General features: G+C 59.7%; 16 protein-coding genes. 7 read left to right on the top strand and 9 right to left on the bottom strand.

Annotation, left to right across the window (positions count from 1 at the left end):
• Positions 1 to 138 precede the first annotated feature (138 nt).
• Positions 139 to 1,245 (top strand): GGDEF domain-containing protein, encoded by a 1,107-nt coding sequence (locus PMI35_RS18645; RefSeq protein ID WP_008058699.1) that lies wholly within the window; start codon positions 139 to 141, stop codon positions 1,243 to 1,245.
• The gene (locus PMI35_RS18650) at positions 1,238 to 2,173 is read left to right on the top strand and encodes an iron-sulfur-binding ferredoxin reductase (RefSeq protein WP_008058698.1); all 936 of its coding nucleotides are present in this window, start codon (positions 1,238 to 1,240) and stop codon (positions 2,171 to 2,173) included. Before PMI35_RS18645 ends, PMI35_RS18650 begins: the two co-directional genes overlap by 8 nt.
• A gap of 33 nt (positions 2,174 to 2,206) precedes the next feature.
• Here the strand turns inward: PMI35_RS18650 and PMI35_RS18655 are convergent, their stop codons facing one another.
• Positions 2,207 to 3,529 (bottom strand): delta-60 repeat domain-containing protein, encoded by a 1,323-nt coding sequence (locus tag PMI35_RS18655; protein WP_008058697.1) that lies wholly within the window; start codon positions 3,527 to 3,529, stop codon positions 2,207 to 2,209.
• A gap of 197 nt (positions 3,530 to 3,726) precedes the next feature.
• On the bottom strand, positions 3,727 to 5,178 hold the full coding sequence (gene pyk, locus PMI35_RS18660; RefSeq protein ID WP_008058696.1) for a pyruvate kinase: 1,452 nt from the start codon (positions 5,176 to 5,178) through the stop codon (positions 3,727 to 3,729).
• Positions 5,179 to 5,350: 172 nt separating this feature from the next.
• Between pyk and PMI35_RS18665 the strand changes: the two genes are divergently transcribed.
• Positions 5,351 to 5,725, top strand: coding sequence for a tetratricopeptide repeat protein (locus PMI35_RS18665; protein ID WP_008058695.1), 375 nt, complete (start codon positions 5,351 to 5,353; stop codon positions 5,723 to 5,725).
• Between the two features lie 241 nt (positions 5,726 to 5,966).
• Positions 5,967 to 6,326, top strand: coding sequence for a PilZ domain-containing protein (locus PMI35_RS18670; protein ID WP_008058694.1), 360 nt, complete (start codon positions 5,967 to 5,969; stop codon positions 6,324 to 6,326).
• Positions 6,327 to 6,359: 33 nt separating this feature from the next.
• Here the strand turns inward: PMI35_RS18670 and PMI35_RS18675 are convergent, their stop codons facing one another.
• From PMI35_RS18675 to PMI35_RS18700, 6 genes are read right to left on the bottom strand one after another with little or no spacing between them, the layout of a single operon-like run.
• Positions 6,360 to 7,691, bottom strand: a complete 1,332-nt coding sequence (locus PMI35_RS18675; RefSeq protein ID WP_008058693.1) for a DUF58 domain-containing protein — start codon at positions 7,689 to 7,691, stop codon at positions 6,360 to 6,362.
• Positions 7,688 to 8,689, bottom strand: a complete 1,002-nt coding sequence (locus PMI35_RS18680; RefSeq protein WP_008058692.1) for an AAA family ATPase — start codon at positions 8,687 to 8,689, stop codon at positions 7,688 to 7,690. Before PMI35_RS18680 ends, PMI35_RS18675 begins: the two co-directional genes overlap by 4 nt.
• Positions 8,686 to 9,849 (bottom strand): DUF4350 domain-containing protein, encoded by a 1,164-nt coding sequence (locus PMI35_RS18685; RefSeq protein ID WP_008058691.1) that lies wholly within the window; start codon positions 9,847 to 9,849, stop codon positions 8,686 to 8,688. The genes PMI35_RS18680 and PMI35_RS18685 overlap by 4 nt, the downstream gene beginning before the upstream one ends.
• Positions 9,846 to 11,384, bottom strand: coding sequence for a DUF4129 domain-containing protein (locus PMI35_RS18690; RefSeq protein ID WP_008058690.1), 1,539 nt, complete (start codon positions 11,382 to 11,384; stop codon positions 9,846 to 9,848). The genes PMI35_RS18685 and PMI35_RS18690 overlap by 4 nt, the downstream gene beginning before the upstream one ends.
• Positions 11,371 to 12,348 (bottom strand): stage II sporulation protein M, encoded by a 978-nt coding sequence (locus PMI35_RS18695; protein WP_008058689.1) that lies wholly within the window; start codon positions 12,346 to 12,348, stop codon positions 11,371 to 11,373. The genes PMI35_RS18690 and PMI35_RS18695 overlap by 14 nt, the downstream gene beginning before the upstream one ends.
• Positions 12,345 to 13,070: an RDD family protein gene (locus PMI35_RS18700; RefSeq protein WP_008058688.1), complete on the bottom strand. Its 726-nt coding sequence runs from the start codon at positions 13,068 to 13,070 to the stop codon at positions 12,345 to 12,347. Before PMI35_RS18700 ends, PMI35_RS18695 begins: the two co-directional genes overlap by 4 nt.
• Positions 13,071 to 13,253: 183 nt before the next feature.
• Between PMI35_RS18700 and sbcB the strand changes: the two genes are divergently transcribed.
• Entirely contained in the window at positions 13,254 to 14,684 is a 1,431-nt protein-coding gene (gene sbcB, locus PMI35_RS18705; protein ID WP_008058686.1) for an exodeoxyribonuclease I, read from the top strand.
• Between the two features lie 98 nt (positions 14,685 to 14,782).
• On the opposite strand, the gene mvaT is transcribed toward sbcB, so the two are convergent.
• Complete coding sequence (gene mvaT, locus PMI35_RS18710) at positions 14,783 to 15,160, bottom strand: histone-like nucleoid-structuring protein MvaT (RefSeq protein ID WP_008058684.1); 378 nt, start codon at positions 15,158 to 15,160, stop codon at positions 14,783 to 14,785.
• A gap of 338 nt (positions 15,161 to 15,498) precedes the next feature.
• Here mvaT and purU point away from each other — a divergent pair, with 338 nt between their 5' ends.
• Together purU and PMI35_RS18720 are read left to right on the top strand one after the other, a co-directional pair.
• On the top strand, positions 15,499 to 16,347 hold the full coding sequence (gene purU, locus PMI35_RS18715; RefSeq protein ID WP_008058682.1) for a formyltetrahydrofolate deformylase: 849 nt from the start codon (positions 15,499 to 15,501) through the stop codon (positions 16,345 to 16,347).
• Between the two features lie 86 nt (positions 16,348 to 16,433).
• On the top strand, positions 16,434 to 16,616 hold the full coding sequence (locus PMI35_RS18720; RefSeq protein ID WP_008058680.1) for a hypothetical protein: 183 nt from the start codon (positions 16,434 to 16,436) through the stop codon (positions 16,614 to 16,616).
• Positions 16,617 to 16,679: the final 63 nt, after the last annotated feature.

The following is a 16,679-nucleotide window of genomic DNA, read 5'->3' as shown; positions in this document are numbered from 1 at the left end:
GCAGCCTGCGGCAGCTCCTACCGTGGAATTGTGTCACTCGAAAATTGAATGGTTATTTATCGGCCGCACCACTAAAGTGACATTCGGTCTGTAGAGTAGGACGCTCTGTCAGCCTTCTTTCATAGGGTGAGTCAACGATTGACCCATAACGCCATCCAGCGCCTGTTGCTCAAACGTTTTGGCCTCGCAGCCGGCACCTACGCCCTGGCTCTGCTACTGCTGTGGCTGGCGTTTTTTACCGGCCATTACGATGTACCGCTGGCCGATGTCGCCGTCGGCAGCGCGCTGGTGGTCATCAGCCAGGCGGCGTTGTTCGCGGTGTTTTACAGCGGTTGCAACCTGCGTTTTTCCGACCCCAGCCTGACCGAGCCGCAAGTGCTGCTGGGGCTGGGCTGGCAAACCTGGCTGATTGCCAATCTGGATGAGGCTCGCGGTGCGTTCCTGGTGTTCTACGTGCTGATTCTGTTGTTCGGGCTGTTTCATCTGTCGCGCCGTGCCTTTGCACGGTGCGCGTTGCTGGTATTTTTCAGTTTCAGCACGATCACGCTGTGGGAGGGCTACCACTTCCAGCTGGCCGATCCGGCGCTGGCCGTGTTGCAGGTGTGCGTGCTGTTTATCGTGCTGGTCTGGCTGGAGCTGTACGCCCGTTACGTCCAGGCCTCGCGCTTGCGCATGCGTCAGCGCCGCTTCGCCTTGCAGGCACACCAGGACACATTGCGCGGAATGATGCGCCAGCTCGAGGACCTGGTAGCCACCGACGAGTTGACCGGATTGTTCAATCGCCGGCATTTCCTGCGCCTGGCTTCGCGCGAACTCAAGATCATGGACGCCAACGTCGTGCATGGCCTGGCGCTGATCGACCTCGACCACTTCAAACGCATCAACGACATTCACGGCCATGCGGCGGGCGATCAGGTGTTGCAGGCATTTGCCGGCGTGGCGTCGGCCTGCCTGCGCGACGGTGATGTCCTGGCGCGCTACGGCGGAGAAGAGTTTGTGGTGTTGCTGCCTGATTGCGATGCCGAGCGATTGACGGCTTGTTGCGAGCGGCTGCGCCTCGCCTTCATTGATGTCGAGCTGATCGGCTTGAAGGTCGGCAGTCTCAGCCTGTCCGCCGGCATGACCCTGTTGTTACCGGGCGATGATCTTGACGAGGCCTTGCAGCGGGCCGACCAGGCGCTGTATCGGGCCAAGCGTGACGGCCGCAACCGGTGCGCGGCGGCATGGGAAAACGTCGATGCCTGAGTTACGTGTTGGCGACCGCCAATGGCCGGTGGCCACTGGCAGTAATCTGCTGGATGCCCTGAATCAGAACGGCGTGTCGGTGCCTTATAGTTGTCGTGCCGGCAGTTGCCATGCGTGCCTGGTGCAATGCGTACAAGGGTTGCCGAGCGACAGCCGCCCCGATGCCTTGAGTGCAGAGCAGCGCCAGCAAGGCTGGCGCCTGGCCTGCCAGTGTCAGGTGGTCGAGGACTTGCAGGTGCACACCTTCGACCCGCAACAGGACGGTCGCCCGGCCCAGGTCGCTGCTGTCGATTGGCTGAGCCCCAACGTGTTGCGCTTGCGCCTGACGACGCAGCGGCCATTGCGCTACAGCGCCGGCCAGCATCTGGTGTTATGGGCGGGCAATGTGGCGCGGCCATACTCCCTCGCCAGCCTGCCGGAAGAGGACCGCTTTCTCGAGTTTCACCTTGATTGTCGCAAGCCGGGGGAGTTCAGCGACGCAGCCCGTCAGTTGAGCATCGGCGACCCGATTCGCCTCGGCGAGTTGCGTGGCGGCGCGTTGCACTACGACCCGGACTGGCACGACCGCCCGCTGTGGCTGATGGCCGCCGGCACCGGGCTGGGGCCGTTGTTTGGCGTGTTGCGCGAAGCGTTGCGTCAGGATCATCGGGGTGCTATTCGCGCCATTCACTTGGCCCATGACGCCAATGAGCATTATCTGGCCAAACCCCTGCAAGCCATGGCGGTCAGCCGCCCGAACCTCAGTATCGAGCTTTGGACCCCGGCCGAGTTGCCAGCGGCTCTGGCACAACTGCGGATTGTTTCCCGGCAAACCCTGGCTTTGGTCTGTGGGGCACCGGACAACGTAGATGCGTTTGCCCGGCGCTTGTATCTGGCGGGATTGCCGCGCAATCAACTCTTGGCTGACGTCTTCCTGCCCCGTGGGTGAGAGCTTGCAGGTCGGCAAATGCCGGGTAGTGGATCACCCGTGATAGCGAACCACCACACCGTTAGTTCCTGAAATCCCGGCCACAACAATTTTTTCGCGTTGCAACACTACTGAAAAAACTGCGTCAGTTTGCGGGCTTAAACGTGTGCGTGCCCAGCCGAGCGGCTCATTGAAAGTCAAATCGGGGGCACCAGTTTCATCAAAACGCGCGACCACGATGTCGAAGATTAATGAATTCTTGTTTTTGTCTATTGCTCCTGCGACCACCAGCTTTCCGTCAGTCTGGCGCGTGAACGTTTTCCACAGTGTGCTGCTTTCAGCCAACCGGGTATTGAGCGGCTTTCCTTTGTTGAACTCAGGGTCGAATTCACCGTTTGCCTGCAGTTGCAGCAATTGACCTATGTAAGGTTCATGTACGGAAGTGCCCAGACTCAAAATACCTCCATTTTCCAAAGATTGGAGCACTTCGGCCCTTGCACCGCCGGGCAGACCCTCCGGGTCGTTTACGATGCGGAAACCCTGCGGCCCGAAAGTGAGGTCAGGTGTTCCATTGGAACTGAAACGAGCAAAAAACGTTTGCACAGGCGAGGAGTCTCTGGCCCAAATGCTGCCGCAGACTACGTATCGACCTTCTGAGTCGACGGTGACATCTTGAATCTGCGTCTGGCCGTTTTCATTGCCCGGAGCGATGACTTCCAGATAACCCTTGCCGTTGAAGTTAGTGTCCAGCGATCCATTGGCGAGGGTGCGGACGATCACGCCATAACTGGGTGCTCCGCTTCTAAAGAAGTAGTGAGAAAGCAGGATTTTTCCGTCATCCAGTTCGATCAATGAGTTTTTCTGGATGCCGCCGTTCTCTGAGTCGGATTTGAAGAAGGTGGAAAGTTTCTGGTCAGGTGAGGTACCCGCCGGGCCGGGTATAAAGTGAACAATTTTGCCTCGTCCGGTTTCCCCGAACGTTGGGTCAATGTTACCCATCAGGTCAAACCGTGCCAGCGCAGGATAAGGGTCCGTTCCGATGTAGGAAGATCCCACTAGTAGTAATTTGTCATTTTTTAACACCAGCTCAATCGCGTTCGATGACTCGCCTTCGTCAAACACACCGATGACATAGCCTTTATTGCCAAACTCGCTGATGATTTCGCCTGCCGAATTCAAAGCAGTTATAAAAAATTTCGACTCGCCTTGGGGCCTCACTGTGCCACATACATACAGAGTGTCATCTGGGCCATTGATCATCGAGAACGGCGTTGTCTGTGCTCCCGAAATGTTGATTGCAGCAACGCCGTTCAGCCCGAAAGCCAGATCAATTTTCCCCGACATATTTGCTGAGACTTCTAAGTCTTGATTGAGCATTGTTTTCTCCTTGGCGTACGCCAACTTTCTGCGTTGAATTTTCCAGGCCCCCGGATGGATGCTGGACCAGGTCATTCAGCCTGTCGGAAGACTTTACCGGTACTGTCAGAACTGTCAGGTAGACTCGAAATCATGAATTATGGTCATAAAAAAAGCCCCCCAGCGCGAACTGGGAGGCCTGTTTATTGGTTAAGGTTTCAGACCATCGGATCGCCAACGTGCAAAATCTTCATGCCGTTGGTGCCACCGGTGGTGTGGTAGCTGTCGCCCTTGGTCAGGATGACCCAGTCGCCTTTCTCCACGACGCCGCGCTTGACCAGCTCGTCGATCGCCTTCTGGCTGACTTCGTTCGGCGCCAGCGAAGCCGGATCGAACGGAATGGTGTACACGCCACGGAACATTGCAGCGCGCGCCTGGGCTTCACGGTGCGGGGTGAACGCGTAGATCGGCACTGAAGAACGGATGCGCGACATGATCAGCGGGGTGTAGCCGCTTTCGGTCAGGGCGATGATCGCTTTTACGCCAGGGAAGTGGTTGGCGGTGTACATGGTCGCCAGTGCAATGCTCTCGTCGCAGCGCTGGAATTCTTTACCGATGCGGTGGCTGGAGGTCTTGCTGGTCGGGTGCTTTTCAGCGCCGATGCAGATGCGCGCCATGGCTTGCACGGCTTCCAGCGGATACAGGCCGGCGGCGCTTTCGGCCGAGAGCATCACGGCGTCGGTGTAGTCGAGCACGGCGTTGGCTACGTCGGACACTTCGGCGCGGGTTGGCATCGGGTTCTGGATCATCGACTCCATCATCTGGGTCGCCACGATCACGGCCTTGTTGTGGCGGCGTGCGTGCAGAATGATTTTCTTCTGGATGCCCACCAGTTCGGCGTCGCCGATTTCCACGCCCAGGTCACCACGGGCCACCATCACGGCGTCGGAGGCATTGATCAGGCCATCGAGGGTTTCGTCGTCGGCCACGGCTTCGGCACGTTCGATCTTCGCCACCAGCCAGGCGGTACCGCCGGCTTCGTCGCGCAGTTGACGGGCGTATTCCATGTCGGCGGCGTCGCGCGGGAAGGACACGGCGAGGTAGTCGACCTGCATTTCGGCAGCGAGTTTGATGTCGGCCTTGTCTTTCTCGGTAAGGGCCGGTGCCGTCAGGCCGCCACCGCGACGGTTGATGCCTTTATGGTCCGACAGCGGGCCGCCGATGGTCACGGTGCAGTTCAGTTCGGTGGCGGTGGCGGTATCGACGCGCATTACGACGCGGCCGTCGTCGAGCAGCAGCTCGTCGCCTACGCCGCAGTCCTTGACCAGGTCCGGGTAGTCGATGCCGACCACTTGCTGGTTGCCTTCGGTCAGGGGATGGCTGGTGGAGAAGGTGAATTGATCACCGATCTTCAGCTCGATCTTCTTGTTGGCGAATTTGGCGATACGGATTTTCGGGCCTTGCAGGTCACCCAGCAGGGCGACGAAGCGACCGTGCTTGGCAGCGAGGTCACGCACCAGCTTAGCGCGAGCCTTGTGCTCGTCGGGGGTGCCGTGGGAGAAGTTCAGGCGGGCGACGTCCAGGCCAGCCAGGATCAGCTGTTCGAGAACTTCCGGCGAGTTACTGGCCGGGCCAAGGGTGGCGACGATTTTGGTACGACGGACGGACATGCAAAGACTCCTGAGTTCAAGCGCTGAGTGAGGCTACTATGCTCTTGGGGTGTAGTCATTGTTCATGTGCACTACTTATTGGTTTGTTTCTTTGAATGAACACTTTTGGTTAATGGCAGCCTGAAGATTTTCGCCCACGGGTCGATACAGAGCTCAAGTCAGGAGAACTCCCATGCGATTCGTGCTCATAGCCGTCCTTGCCCTCAGTGTAGTGGGCTGCACCCGTTGGTCGATGAACCACCATTTGAACCTGGCCTACAGCGCCTATGACCGTGGCAATTGCGAGCAGGTGACGCTCGAGCTGTCCAAAGTGGAACGTGCCAGCCGCGCGCGGCCTTATGTGTGGCCGGAAGTGTCGATGCTGCGCGGTTTGTGCCTGGAGCGGCAGAAACTGTTTGTCGATGCGGCGCAGACTTATCAGTTCATCCTCGCATCCTATCCGCAAAGCGAATACGCCTACCGCGCCCAGGCACGCCTGGAAACCTTGCAAGCGCTGGGTCACTACCCGCTGCGCAGTTCGGCCGCGGTGCGCCCCACCCGCTTCTGATTACGTTTCTCATTCAATGGCTGGCTCACCCGCGACGGTGAGCTATAGTCGAATTAAGCGGTTTAGAGCCTCGTCTCCAAACCGACGTAACACCTGTGATCGGCAGGAGTAAGCGGCAGCGGTTCATGGACTGTCGCACCAGGATCGGGGAGAGCGCGCCCATGCCTCATTCAATAGCAGGCAGGCCCGTTCCGAAGCATTAGTGCGGCCCTGCTTAAGGGCCTGGCATAGCGAATTCAGCATGTTCACTGACCGCCGGATCGAGCGGCATCAACTGCCGTATTTTCTGAAAGTGTTCAACCGCATTACCGACAAACCCATTGGCTATCTGGGCAATGTCTCCGAAGACGGGCTGATGCTCATCAGTCAGCTGCCGATGATGATCGGCGCGGATTTCGATTTGCGCCTGAAAATCCCCGCGAGCGGCGGGTGCATGCAGGTCATCGACCTGCGGGCGTGTTGCCTGTGGTGCCATGAAGACGCAACCCCTCATTTCTATGACGCCGGGTTCAGCCTGCAACGGGCGCCCCCGGAGTATGGGCAACTGGTGGAGGCGTTGAGGCAGTACTTCAGTTTTCAGCCGTTGCCGGCGTCGGCCTGATGCAGCGCATATTGCGCATGGAGGAACAGGGCGCTAAATCGTCCCTGCTTTTTTCCAGCTCAAGTAACGCGTGACCAGCGCGGGGCCCAATGCCTCAGGCTGACTATCCACTACCGGCACTCCGTGGGCGATCAAGCGCTCATGGAGTGCTGCGCGGGAAGTCAGGTATTCGACTGTCCCACAATAGGCCAGCGCCTCTGCCAAGGTTTGCACCGGCAATGCTCGCGTCGTATCCAGGACGTTTTCACGCAAGCTTGCGACCAGCACCTGATGCTGCTGGCTCAAGCGCTTGACGGCCGTCAGCAGTTCTTCATCGTCTTCATCGCGCAGATTGGTCACCAGCAGCACTAGCGCCCGCCGTTTCTGTCGAGACAGTAGTTGCGTGGTAGCCGCTTGATAATCGGCGCTGCGTTGAGTGCTGTTCAGGTCGTAGACCGCGTTGAGCAAAACGTTGAGTTGCCCGGCACCTTTCACAGGCGCGAGATAACGCGGTTGGTCGCTGGCGAAGGTGTTCAGCCCCACTGCATCACCTTGACGCAACGCCACGTAGCTCAGCAACAGGCAAGCATTGAGCGCGTGATCGAAGTGCGCCAGCTCACCGTCTTGGCTGCGCATGCGTCGACCGCAATCGAGCATGAAGATGATCTGTTGGTCACGTTCGTCCTGGTACTCCCGGGCGATCGGTGTGCGTTGGCGGGCGGTGGCTTTCCAGTCGATCTGGCGCAGGCTGTCGCCTTCGCGAAACTCCCGTAGCTGATGAAACTCCAGGCCCAGGCCGCGTCGTTGGCGCTGGCGCACGCCGAGTTGGCTGAGCCAGTTATCCACCGCCAGCAATTGGCCGCCGTAGAGTCGGGCGAAGTCGGGGTAGACGCGGGTATTGTCGAACACGCTCAGCAGGCGTTTGCCGAGCCATAGACCCAATGGGCTGGGCAGGCTGATTTCGCAGTGCTCGAAGCTGAAGTGGCCGCGCTTGAGCGGGCGCAGGCGATAGTCGACGTAACTGAGTTGACCGGGTTGAAGTTCGACCGACAGGGGCAGGTTCTCGAAGCTCAACCCGTCGGGTACGTGGTCGTAGACCTGGATGTTCAGTGGCAGGGGAAAGTCGTGCTCGACTTGCAGTCGCACCGCAGTCCAGCGGCCGAGGGCCAGGCTGCCGGGCATTTGTCGTTGTACCCGGGGCGAGGGCAGGCGTTTGAGGCGGATGGCGTCGAGCATCGCCAGGGCCAGGAGTGCCAATAGCAAGCCCCAGTTGATCGAGAACAGCGTTGATGGAACGGCGATGTCCAGTGCGCGCAATGCGCCCAAAAAGAGACCGATGACCAGCAGGATTGCGAGCCAGACCAGCAGCAGGCGCGAGGGTTTCACAGCCGTGGCGCCGATACTTGATCGAGCAGTTGCCGTAGTACCTGATCGACGTCCAGCCCTTCGATGTCCAGTTCTGGTGCGATGCGCACGCGATGGCGCAGCACGGCCAGGGCGCAGCCTTTTATGTCGTCCGGAATCACAAACTCACCGCCGCGCAACAAGGCCCGCGCCCTGGCGCAGCGCACCAGCGCAATGGACGCACGAGGCCCGGCACCGAGGGTCAGGCCGGGCCAGCTGCGGGTGGTGCGAGCCAGGCGTACGGCGTAGTCGAGGACCTGGTCGTCCAGCGGCAAATCACTGGCGATGCGCTGCAACACTAGTACCTCCTTGGCTTGCAGCACGGTGCGCAGCGGTTGCACATCGAGCATGTCGGCCCGGGTCGAGCGGCTGACCTGACGCACCATGTCCAACTCCTGCTCGGCGTCGGGGTAGTCCATGCGCACCTTGAGCATGAAGCGATCGAGTTCGGCTTCCGGCAACGGGTATGTGCCTTCCTGTTCGATGGGGTTTTGCGTGGCGAGCACCATGAACGGCTGCGCGATGGGCAGGGCGCGGCCTTCGAGGGTGACCTGGCGTTCCTGCATGGCTTCGAGCAGCGCGGCCTGGGTTTTTGCCGGGGCACGGTTGATCTCGTCGGCGAGCAGCAGGTTGGTGAACAACGGGCCCTTGCGCAGTTTGAATTGCTCGGTCTGCAAGTCGTACACCGCATGCCCGGTGACATCGCTGGGCATCAGGTCCGGCGTGAACTGGATGCGCGCGAACTCGCCGCCGAAACAGCGGGCCAGCGCCCTGACCAGCAACGTCTTGCCCAGACCCGGCACGCCTTCGAGCAATACATGGCCGCCAGCAAGCAGGGCGGTGAGCACGTCGTCGATGACCGTGTCCTGACCGATCACGGCTTTTTGCAATTCCTGGCGCACCGCCTGGGCCAACTGGCAGGCACGCTGGCGTTGCCGGGTGGCGTGGTTGATTGCATCGGGCTCGATCGGTTGACTCATAACGCATTCCTCAAGGTTTGCAGGCGGGCGACCTGGCGACTGAATTCAGCGCTGGAAAGCCGCTGCTTTGCCTGCGGGCCCATGGCTTGGCTGATCGCTTCTGCGGGCTGGCCGCTCAGGCGGGCGAGTACCTGCCATTGTTCGGCGATATCCAGTTGTTCATAGTCAGGATGACGATGTCTCACGCGGCGCAGTATGTCTTGCTGCAAGGCTTGCAGCAGGTGGTCCTGGCCATTGTGCCGCAACATGAAATCGGCGCTGGCGCGCAGGTGTTCCTGCAGTTGGCGGCGGGCTTTAACCTGCGGCTCCAGCAGTGGGCCTTGGCGCATGCCGAAGTGCCAGCAAGTCAGGCCGATCAGGGCGACCAAGGCGACCAACGCCTGGGGGAAATAGCGCAGCAGCAGTGTCAGCAAGCTGTCGTGCTCGGTGTTGAACAGCAGGGTCACATCGGTATTGGCGGTCAGGTACCAGAGCAGCCAGGCATTGTCGTATTGATCGATGGCCGGGGTTTTCCACAGGTCGGCGTCGGTCACCACGATGATCGAGCCAAGCCCGTGGTCCAGTTTCATCATATGGGTGGCTTTGCCACTGTTGGCCCGGGTCTGGGCGAGGTTTTTCGGGTCTTCGAGATGGAACGCGGTATCGAAGCCGGCGTAGGCCGGTGCGTCTTCATGTTCCAGATAGAGTTTGGTCAGTTGCGGGTAGGGATCGCCGGGCGGATCGGGCGGCGGGTCCGTGAGGTCTTTGCTAAGCGATTGCTGCAGTTGCACCCGATCCAGCAACAGGTCATTGCTTTGCCCGGTCTTCTCATCCCACAGCGACTGTGCAACGAACAGCAGGCGCCCGCCATCCCGGGTCCAGTTCAGCAGTTGATCGATTTGCCTGGGCGTCATGTTGTAGCGGTCGCCGAACAACAACAGACTGTGATGATGTGGCGCAAGGCTTGGCAGGACGTCGAGGCTGTTGGCGTGACTGACACTCAGGCCCTGCTTGCGCAGAAAAAGCTCGGCGGCCAGGTAGGGATTGGCCAGGGCTTCAGGCGAAGGGCCGTGATCGATTTCGGCCGTATAGGGCGTTGCCTTCAAGTACAGATAAGTCATCAGCGCAGCCAGCAGCACAGCGCCCACTGCGCTGACGATCGGCCAGGTGTGCCGGTTCATCGGACGATTCCCGGGCCAAATACGCTGCGCCAGGCGTCGCACAGTTCGCGCTGCACTTGTGCGGGCGGCAGGCGGTGCCCGTAGGCCATGTTTTGCCAGTGCGCGGTCAGGTCCTCGCTGAAGGCCAACAGTGCCGGTTGCTGCAGTTGTTTGATGCGTTCCAGTACCTGGCCTTCGGTGTCGGCGGCTTTGAGCGGTATGTCGAAGTCGTGCAACAGACGGCTGAGCAGGGCGCGATAGAGCAACCCAAGCGCTGCTCGCGGATTGCTTTGCCAGAGGCTTTCAGCACTGGCAGCGATATCTGGAGGCAGGGTCTCGCGGCTGAGGTCCAGGCCGAAGGCCTGCAGGGCGGGCGGATGCGGGGCTTTCTCAGCGGGGCGCGGGCGACGGCTGACGAAGGCCTGCAACCACTCGCGGTAGTACCAGATCAAGACTCCGATGGCGGTGATCACGGTTGACCACAGCACAACTTCGATCAGCGTGGCCAGTGCGCCGAAGTGCTGGTTGTCAAACATCCGGAGCAGCGCTTTCAGCCATTGAGGTGTGTTGTCTTCGTCCGTGCGTTCGTCGGCGGCCTGATTTTCGCCGAATCGATAGCGGGTGACGGTTTCCCTGTTCTTGAACGGTGGCTGATCGAGAATGGCCTTGATGCTGTCCCGGGACGCCTGGCTGGTCAGTGGTTGCTCCAGCAAGCGCGGGCTGTCGGGCGTTGCAGGGGTCGCCCAGGCGGTTGGTGCAGTCGACAGCAGCAAGGTTGCTGCCATCAACAGGGCAAGGGATGCTCCGCTCAAACGCTGGGACAGGCGGCGAAACACCAGCTCGATATCCCAGGCTTCGAGTGCGGTGCGTCGGTTCAGATACAGGCTGAAGCCAGCGGCCACGTAGACCGGTTCCCAAACCACCAGCACCAGGACGTAGAAGCCGTTGGACAGGTGCTCCAGCCAGTGCCATTCCTGCGTCGCGGCGCTGATCAGCGACTGCCAGCTCCAGTCGAGGGCGACCTGTTGCGGCAGCAGCAGATAAAACAGCACCATCAAGCCGATCCATAACGCGCCTTCCAGATGAGCACCGATCACGGTCAGCCAGCGTGCCGCGCTGGCGTCACGCTGCAACAACACCTGTAATCGCTGTTGGCGCGCATCACCGCTCAGGCCTTCGAGCTGCAACACGGGCAGCACGAAGCTGCGACTCAGGCTCAGGCGTCGCCAGGTCAGGCTGGCCAGCAGTTGCGGCTTGAGCAACCGGGGCCACTGGCAAAGCGCCTGCTTGAGGGTGGGTGTTTCCCCGAAGATGGCTTTGGAAAGGATGTACAACGGCAAGCGCTCGAAGGCCGGTTTCAGCCACCAGAAGATGAACACGGCCAGGGTCGGCGAATCCCACAGCAACCAGGTGAGCAGCGCGAAAACCGGCAAGGTGACGATGGCCCAACTGCTCATCAGCAGGCGCCGGTGACGCTGGCTCAACAGCACACCGAGGTCCATGGCTTCCCAGGTCGGTCTTGGGCGAATGACCACGGTGGTGTCACTCAGGCGCATGGCGCGTCCGTCCGGCGAATAGCAGGTACGCCGCCACCAGCACCCACAGGGCCGCACCGACCAGGTATTTGGTCAGGGGCGCCGGGGTTGTCATCGACGACCAGTAGGCTTCGATGAATGCCGCAATCAGCAGGAACAGCATGACGCCACAAATCAGCAGCACGCTCTTGCGGGCCGCCAGGCGCAAGGCTTCGGCACGGGGCAGGGGGCCCGGTGCAATCAACGCCCAACCCAGTTGCAGGCCGGCGGCACCCGCCAGGGCAATGGCGGTCAATTCAAAGGCACCGTGCCCCACCACGAATGACCAGAAGCTTTGCCCGTAGCCGATATGCGTCAGGTGCCCGGCCACCGCGCCGATCATCAAGCCGTTGAAAACCAGGAAAAACGCGCTGCCCAGGCCAAATAGCAATCCACTGGCGTAAGTCTGAAAGGCGATCCCGATGTTGTGCATGATGTAGTAGCCAAACATCGCCCAGTCTTCACTGGCTGCGCGCTCCATCGAGCGCCCCAGGTGACCGGCGTCGGGGTCGTACATGCTTTGCATGTCGCTGACCTGATCGGCCGGAATCAGGTTGTAGACCAGGTCCGGGAACAGATACACCAGGCCTGCAATCACGAAAAGGCTACCGAAAAACATCAGGCTGGCGGCGAGCACGAAGCGCCATTGTTCGCGTACCAGCCGGGGGAAACCGGCCAGGATGAAACCCAGCGCATGGCCCCCCAGCTGACTGCGATGTCGATAAAGCTGCTGATGTCCGCGCAATACCTGTTGTTGCAATGAGTCGATCAGGAAACTGCTGTAACCGCGCTCGCGGGCCAGCGCCAGGTGTTGGCAGATGCGCCGATAATCGGCTGGGAAATTGCCGGTCCCTTTGGCTTTACTGTCGTGCTCCAGCCTGTCCAGCATGAGGGAAAACTGCTCCCATTCGGCCATGTGCCGATGTTCGAAAAGGCTCTGTTTCATGGCGGGCCCAACAAGCCGTGGGCGATGCCGTTGAGTTCGGCCATGGCGCGGGGCGGCGGAACCTGCAAGGGCCACGCGAGGATCGAGGCGAGTTCATTGGCCCTGGCGTCGGACAGTCCGGCCTGGCGTTCGGCAAAGCCGAGGATGGCGCGTTGCTCGGTCAGTGTCAGGGCAAAGGGTGGGCGACGGGGTTGCGAGGGCGGCAGTTGCGGACGGGTGAGCGGCTGCTCGCGGTAGACCACCAGCGTGCCGGCGGCCAGGTCACCGAGGCGCTTGAAGTTGGGGTGTTGCAGGCAACTGATAGCGCCGAGAAAATAGCCGAACGGCAACATGTCGACAAATCGCAGCAGGTTGCGCAACAGTGACGTGGACCAGCCAACGGGCGTGCCATCGTCCTGAATGACACGCAGGCCCATCCATTGCTTGCCCGGTGAACGCCCCTGGTTGAAGACTTCGAACAGCACCATGTACCACCAGCTCACACCGAAGAGCAGGATCGAACCCAGCCCGGCACCGAGTTTTCCGAGCATCGCCAGGGCAATGAACAGAAGGCCCAGGATCAACCCGCGCAACGCCAGGTCGATGGAAAACGCCAGTGCACGCACCATCAACCCGGCCGGGCGCAGTGGCAAGTCTATGCCTTCGGGCGTTTCGACCCGGTACCGCGTGTCCAGTGGTGGGGGCAGCGTTGCTTTCCGTGGCAGTGCTGTGGCGTCGAGCATGGGCACCTGAGGGTGTGGCCTGGTCGGTTTGTCTCTACACCCGATGCTAGCAGCCTCGCCGGGAAAAACGACATAAGTATGTATTGCACATTGCGTGGCCAGGGATGATTGAATAGCACGATCGCTGGCCGGAGCGGGACGGGAACGCCTAGACTTCGCCAATCTTCAGTTCAGGAATAGCCCGTGACCTCCATCTTCTGGTACGACTACGAAACGACGGGTATCAATCCCCGTTGCGACCGCCCGCTGCAAATGGCGGGGTTGCGTACTGACTTCGAGCTCAATGAAATCGACGAGCCGGTCAACCTCTTTTGCCTGCCCAGCGACGACATCCTGCCGCATCCCGCGGCCTGCGCAATCACTGGCATCACGCCCGCCCGACTGACCGAGGACGGGTTGAGCGAAGCCGACTTCATGACCCGCGTCCATGCCCAGCTGGCGGCTCCGGGTACCTGCGGTGCCGGGTACAACACGCTGCGCTTCGACGATGAGATGACCCGCTACAGTCTGTACCGCAATTTTTTCGACCCTTATGCGCGGGAGTGGCAAGGCGGTAACAGTCGTTGGGACCTGATCGATGTCGTGCGTGCGGCCTATGCCTTGCGCCCCGATGGCCTTGTCTGGCCGACAGACGATGAGGGGCGGGTGACGCTCAAGCTCGAACGCCTGACCGCCGCCAACGGCCTCGATCATGGCAACGCCCACGAAGCGCTGTCGGACGTTCGCGCCACGATCGCCCTGGCGCGCCTGATTCGGGAAAAGCAGCCGAAGTTGTATGACTGGTTGTTTCAGCTTCGCAGTAAGCAAAAGGTTCTGGACCAGGTGCGCTTGCTGCAACCCATGGTGCATGTTTCGGGGCGCTTTTCTGCGGCGCGCAACTATGTCGGCGTGGTGTTGCCCCTGGCCTGGCACCCGCGCAACAAGAACGCATTGATTGTTTGCGACTTGCACCTCGACCCGCAGGGCCTGCTCGATCTTGATGCCGAAACCTTGCGCCAGCGCTTATATACCCGCCGCGAGGACCTGGCAGAGGGTGAGTTGCCAGTACCGCTCAAGCTTATCCACATCAATAAATGCCCCGTGGTGGCGCCGTTATCGGTTCTTCGTCCTGAAGATCAGCTGCGCCTGGGAATGGATGTTGCGCTCTATCAGCAACGTGCACTGCGGCTAAGTGACGCGCAGCAAGATTGGCAAGCTAAAGTTCTGGCGATTTATGCCCGGGAAGATTTCTCCTCGAGTGAGGATCCTGAACAACAGTTATACGATGGATTTATCGGCGACCGTGACCGGCGTCTATGCGAGCAAGTCAGAACAGTCGACCCGCTGCAATTGGCGCAAGAGCAATGGCCTTTCGATGACGAACGTTTGCCAGAGCTATTGTTTCGATATCGAGCACGTAACTTCCCCGATACCTTGAGTCTCGACGAGCAAGAACGCTGGCGAATATTCTGTCAGAAACGTCTGTCAGTGCCTGAATGGGGCGCGCCCAATACCCTGGATAGTTTCGCAGAGGCCGCAGCCCAGTTGGCCCTTACAGCGACTTCGTCGCAGCAGGCGGTACTCAATGATTGGCAGGAATATGTTCAGGATTTACGCAAACGTTTGAATCTTTGAAATCGAAAATGTCCCGGGGCTAAACTCCGGGCATAAAAAAACGCCAGCGTGTGCTGGCGTTTTTTGTGTCGCAATCGATCCGCGACAGGCGCGCAAGCTTAGCCCAGCAGGGTAGCCCAGCCTTCAACCACGTCACCGCCCCACTTGGCTTTCCACTCTTTCAGAGTTTTGTGGTTGCCACCTTTGGTTTCGATGACTTCGCCGTTGTGCGGGTTTTTGTATTGTTTAACTTTGCGAGCACGCTTGGTGCCAGTAGTTTTTACTGCGCCGCCACGTGGTGCTTTGGTTTTGGCTTCTGGATCCAGCAGCGCGATGATGTCGCGCAGGGATTTGGAATATTCGCCCATCAGGGTGCGCAGTTTGCCTTCGAATTCCAGCTCGGTCTGCAGTTTGTCGTCTTGGGACAGATTCTTCAAACGGGCTTGCAGCTCTTTGATAGCTTCTTCGGTGGCGCGATATTCGTTGATCAAGGACATGATTACTACCTTATGTAGGGCGCTGGATGGCAGGTGACAGTGCGGCAATAATAGTCAGGCTGTTTCATCAAGTAAACATTAAACCTGAGTTTATTTAATTAAATTCCAGTGAATTCAGCACGCATTGGAAGCGTAGTTAAATAATGTGCAGCCCGGTGCTACAGATATTTACAAACCAATGCTGGTCGATGCCCAAGTACAGTGTGCCGGGCGTCTCTCTGGTGCTGCGCGGACCTTTGGCGCGGGCCATCGGGGAAGGCAGCGCTTCATCAATACTGCAGTTTTGCTGCGCAATCGCTAGAATGGGCGCCTTTGCGAAGTTCTGGAGTTTCCCCCTCATGCGCACTTTTCGGCTGGTGATTTCTTGCCCGGACCGCGTCGGCATCGTTGCCAAAGTCAGTAACTTTCTGGCGTCACATAACGGCTGGATCACTGAAGCGAGCCACCACTCGGACAATCTGAGTGGCTGGTTCTTCATGCGTCACGAAATTCGTGCTGACTCGCTGCCTTTCGGGATCGACGCCTTGCGCGAAGCCTTTGCGCCGATTGCCGAAGAGTTCTCGATGGACTGGCGCATCACCGATACCGAGCAGAAAAAGCGCGTGGTGCTGATGGCCAGCCGCGAGTCTCACTGCCTCGCCGACTTGCTGCATCGCTGGCACAGCGATGAGCTCGATTGTGAAATCGCCTGCGTGATTTCCAACCACGACGACCTGCGCAGCATGGTCGAATGGCACGGCATTCCCTACTACCACGTACCGGTCAATCCCCAGGACAAGGAACCGGCATTTGCCGAAGTCTCGCGCCTGGTCAAGCAGCATGATGCCGAAGTGGTGGTATTGGCCCGCTACATGCAAATCCTGCCACCTGAGTTGTGCCGTGAATATGCGCACAAGGTCATCAACATCCACCACAGCTTCCTGCCGTCGTTCGTCGGCGCCAAGCCGTACCACCAGGCTTCCCTGCGCGGGGTAAAGCTGATCGGCGCTACTTGCCACTATGTGACCGAAGAATTGGACGCCGGCCCGATCATCGAGCAGGACGTGGTGCGCGTCAGCCACAGCGACAGCATCGAAGACATGGTGCGCTTCGGTCGTGATGTCGAAAAAATGGTACTGGCCCGTGGTCTGCGCTACCACCTGGAAGACCGGGTGCTGGTACACGGCAACAAAACCGTGGTGTTCTGATCGCTGCACGACAGGGTTGAAATTCGAAGGGCCTGGGCGTTCAATCGCTGCAGGCCCTTCGCCGTTTCTACACCGAGGATTTGAGCATGGCCGATCCACTGGACAAAGCCACCTCCAAGGCGCCCGCCACCTTGGGTGAGGGTTGCTTGAGCCGTTACGATCCTGATGAGCTGAGCCCTGAAGATGGCACGGAGTTTCCGGGGGCTGCCGAGTTGTGGGAAGAGTTGCAGCAAGAGCCTGAAGGCGCCGGATTGGCGGAGAATGGTTGACGGAGTACATATCCATTCCTGCGGTAACGGCGGCTTATGGTTTCGCCCTTACGGCGAGTCACT

The organism is Pseudomonas sp. GM78 (assembly GCF_000282475.1).
Lineage (GTDB): Bacteria > Pseudomonadota > Gammaproteobacteria > Pseudomonadales > Pseudomonadaceae > Aquipseudomonas.
Note: the sequence above shows the minus strand (reverse complement) of the source record. Positions and strands in the feature narration are given on the sequence as shown.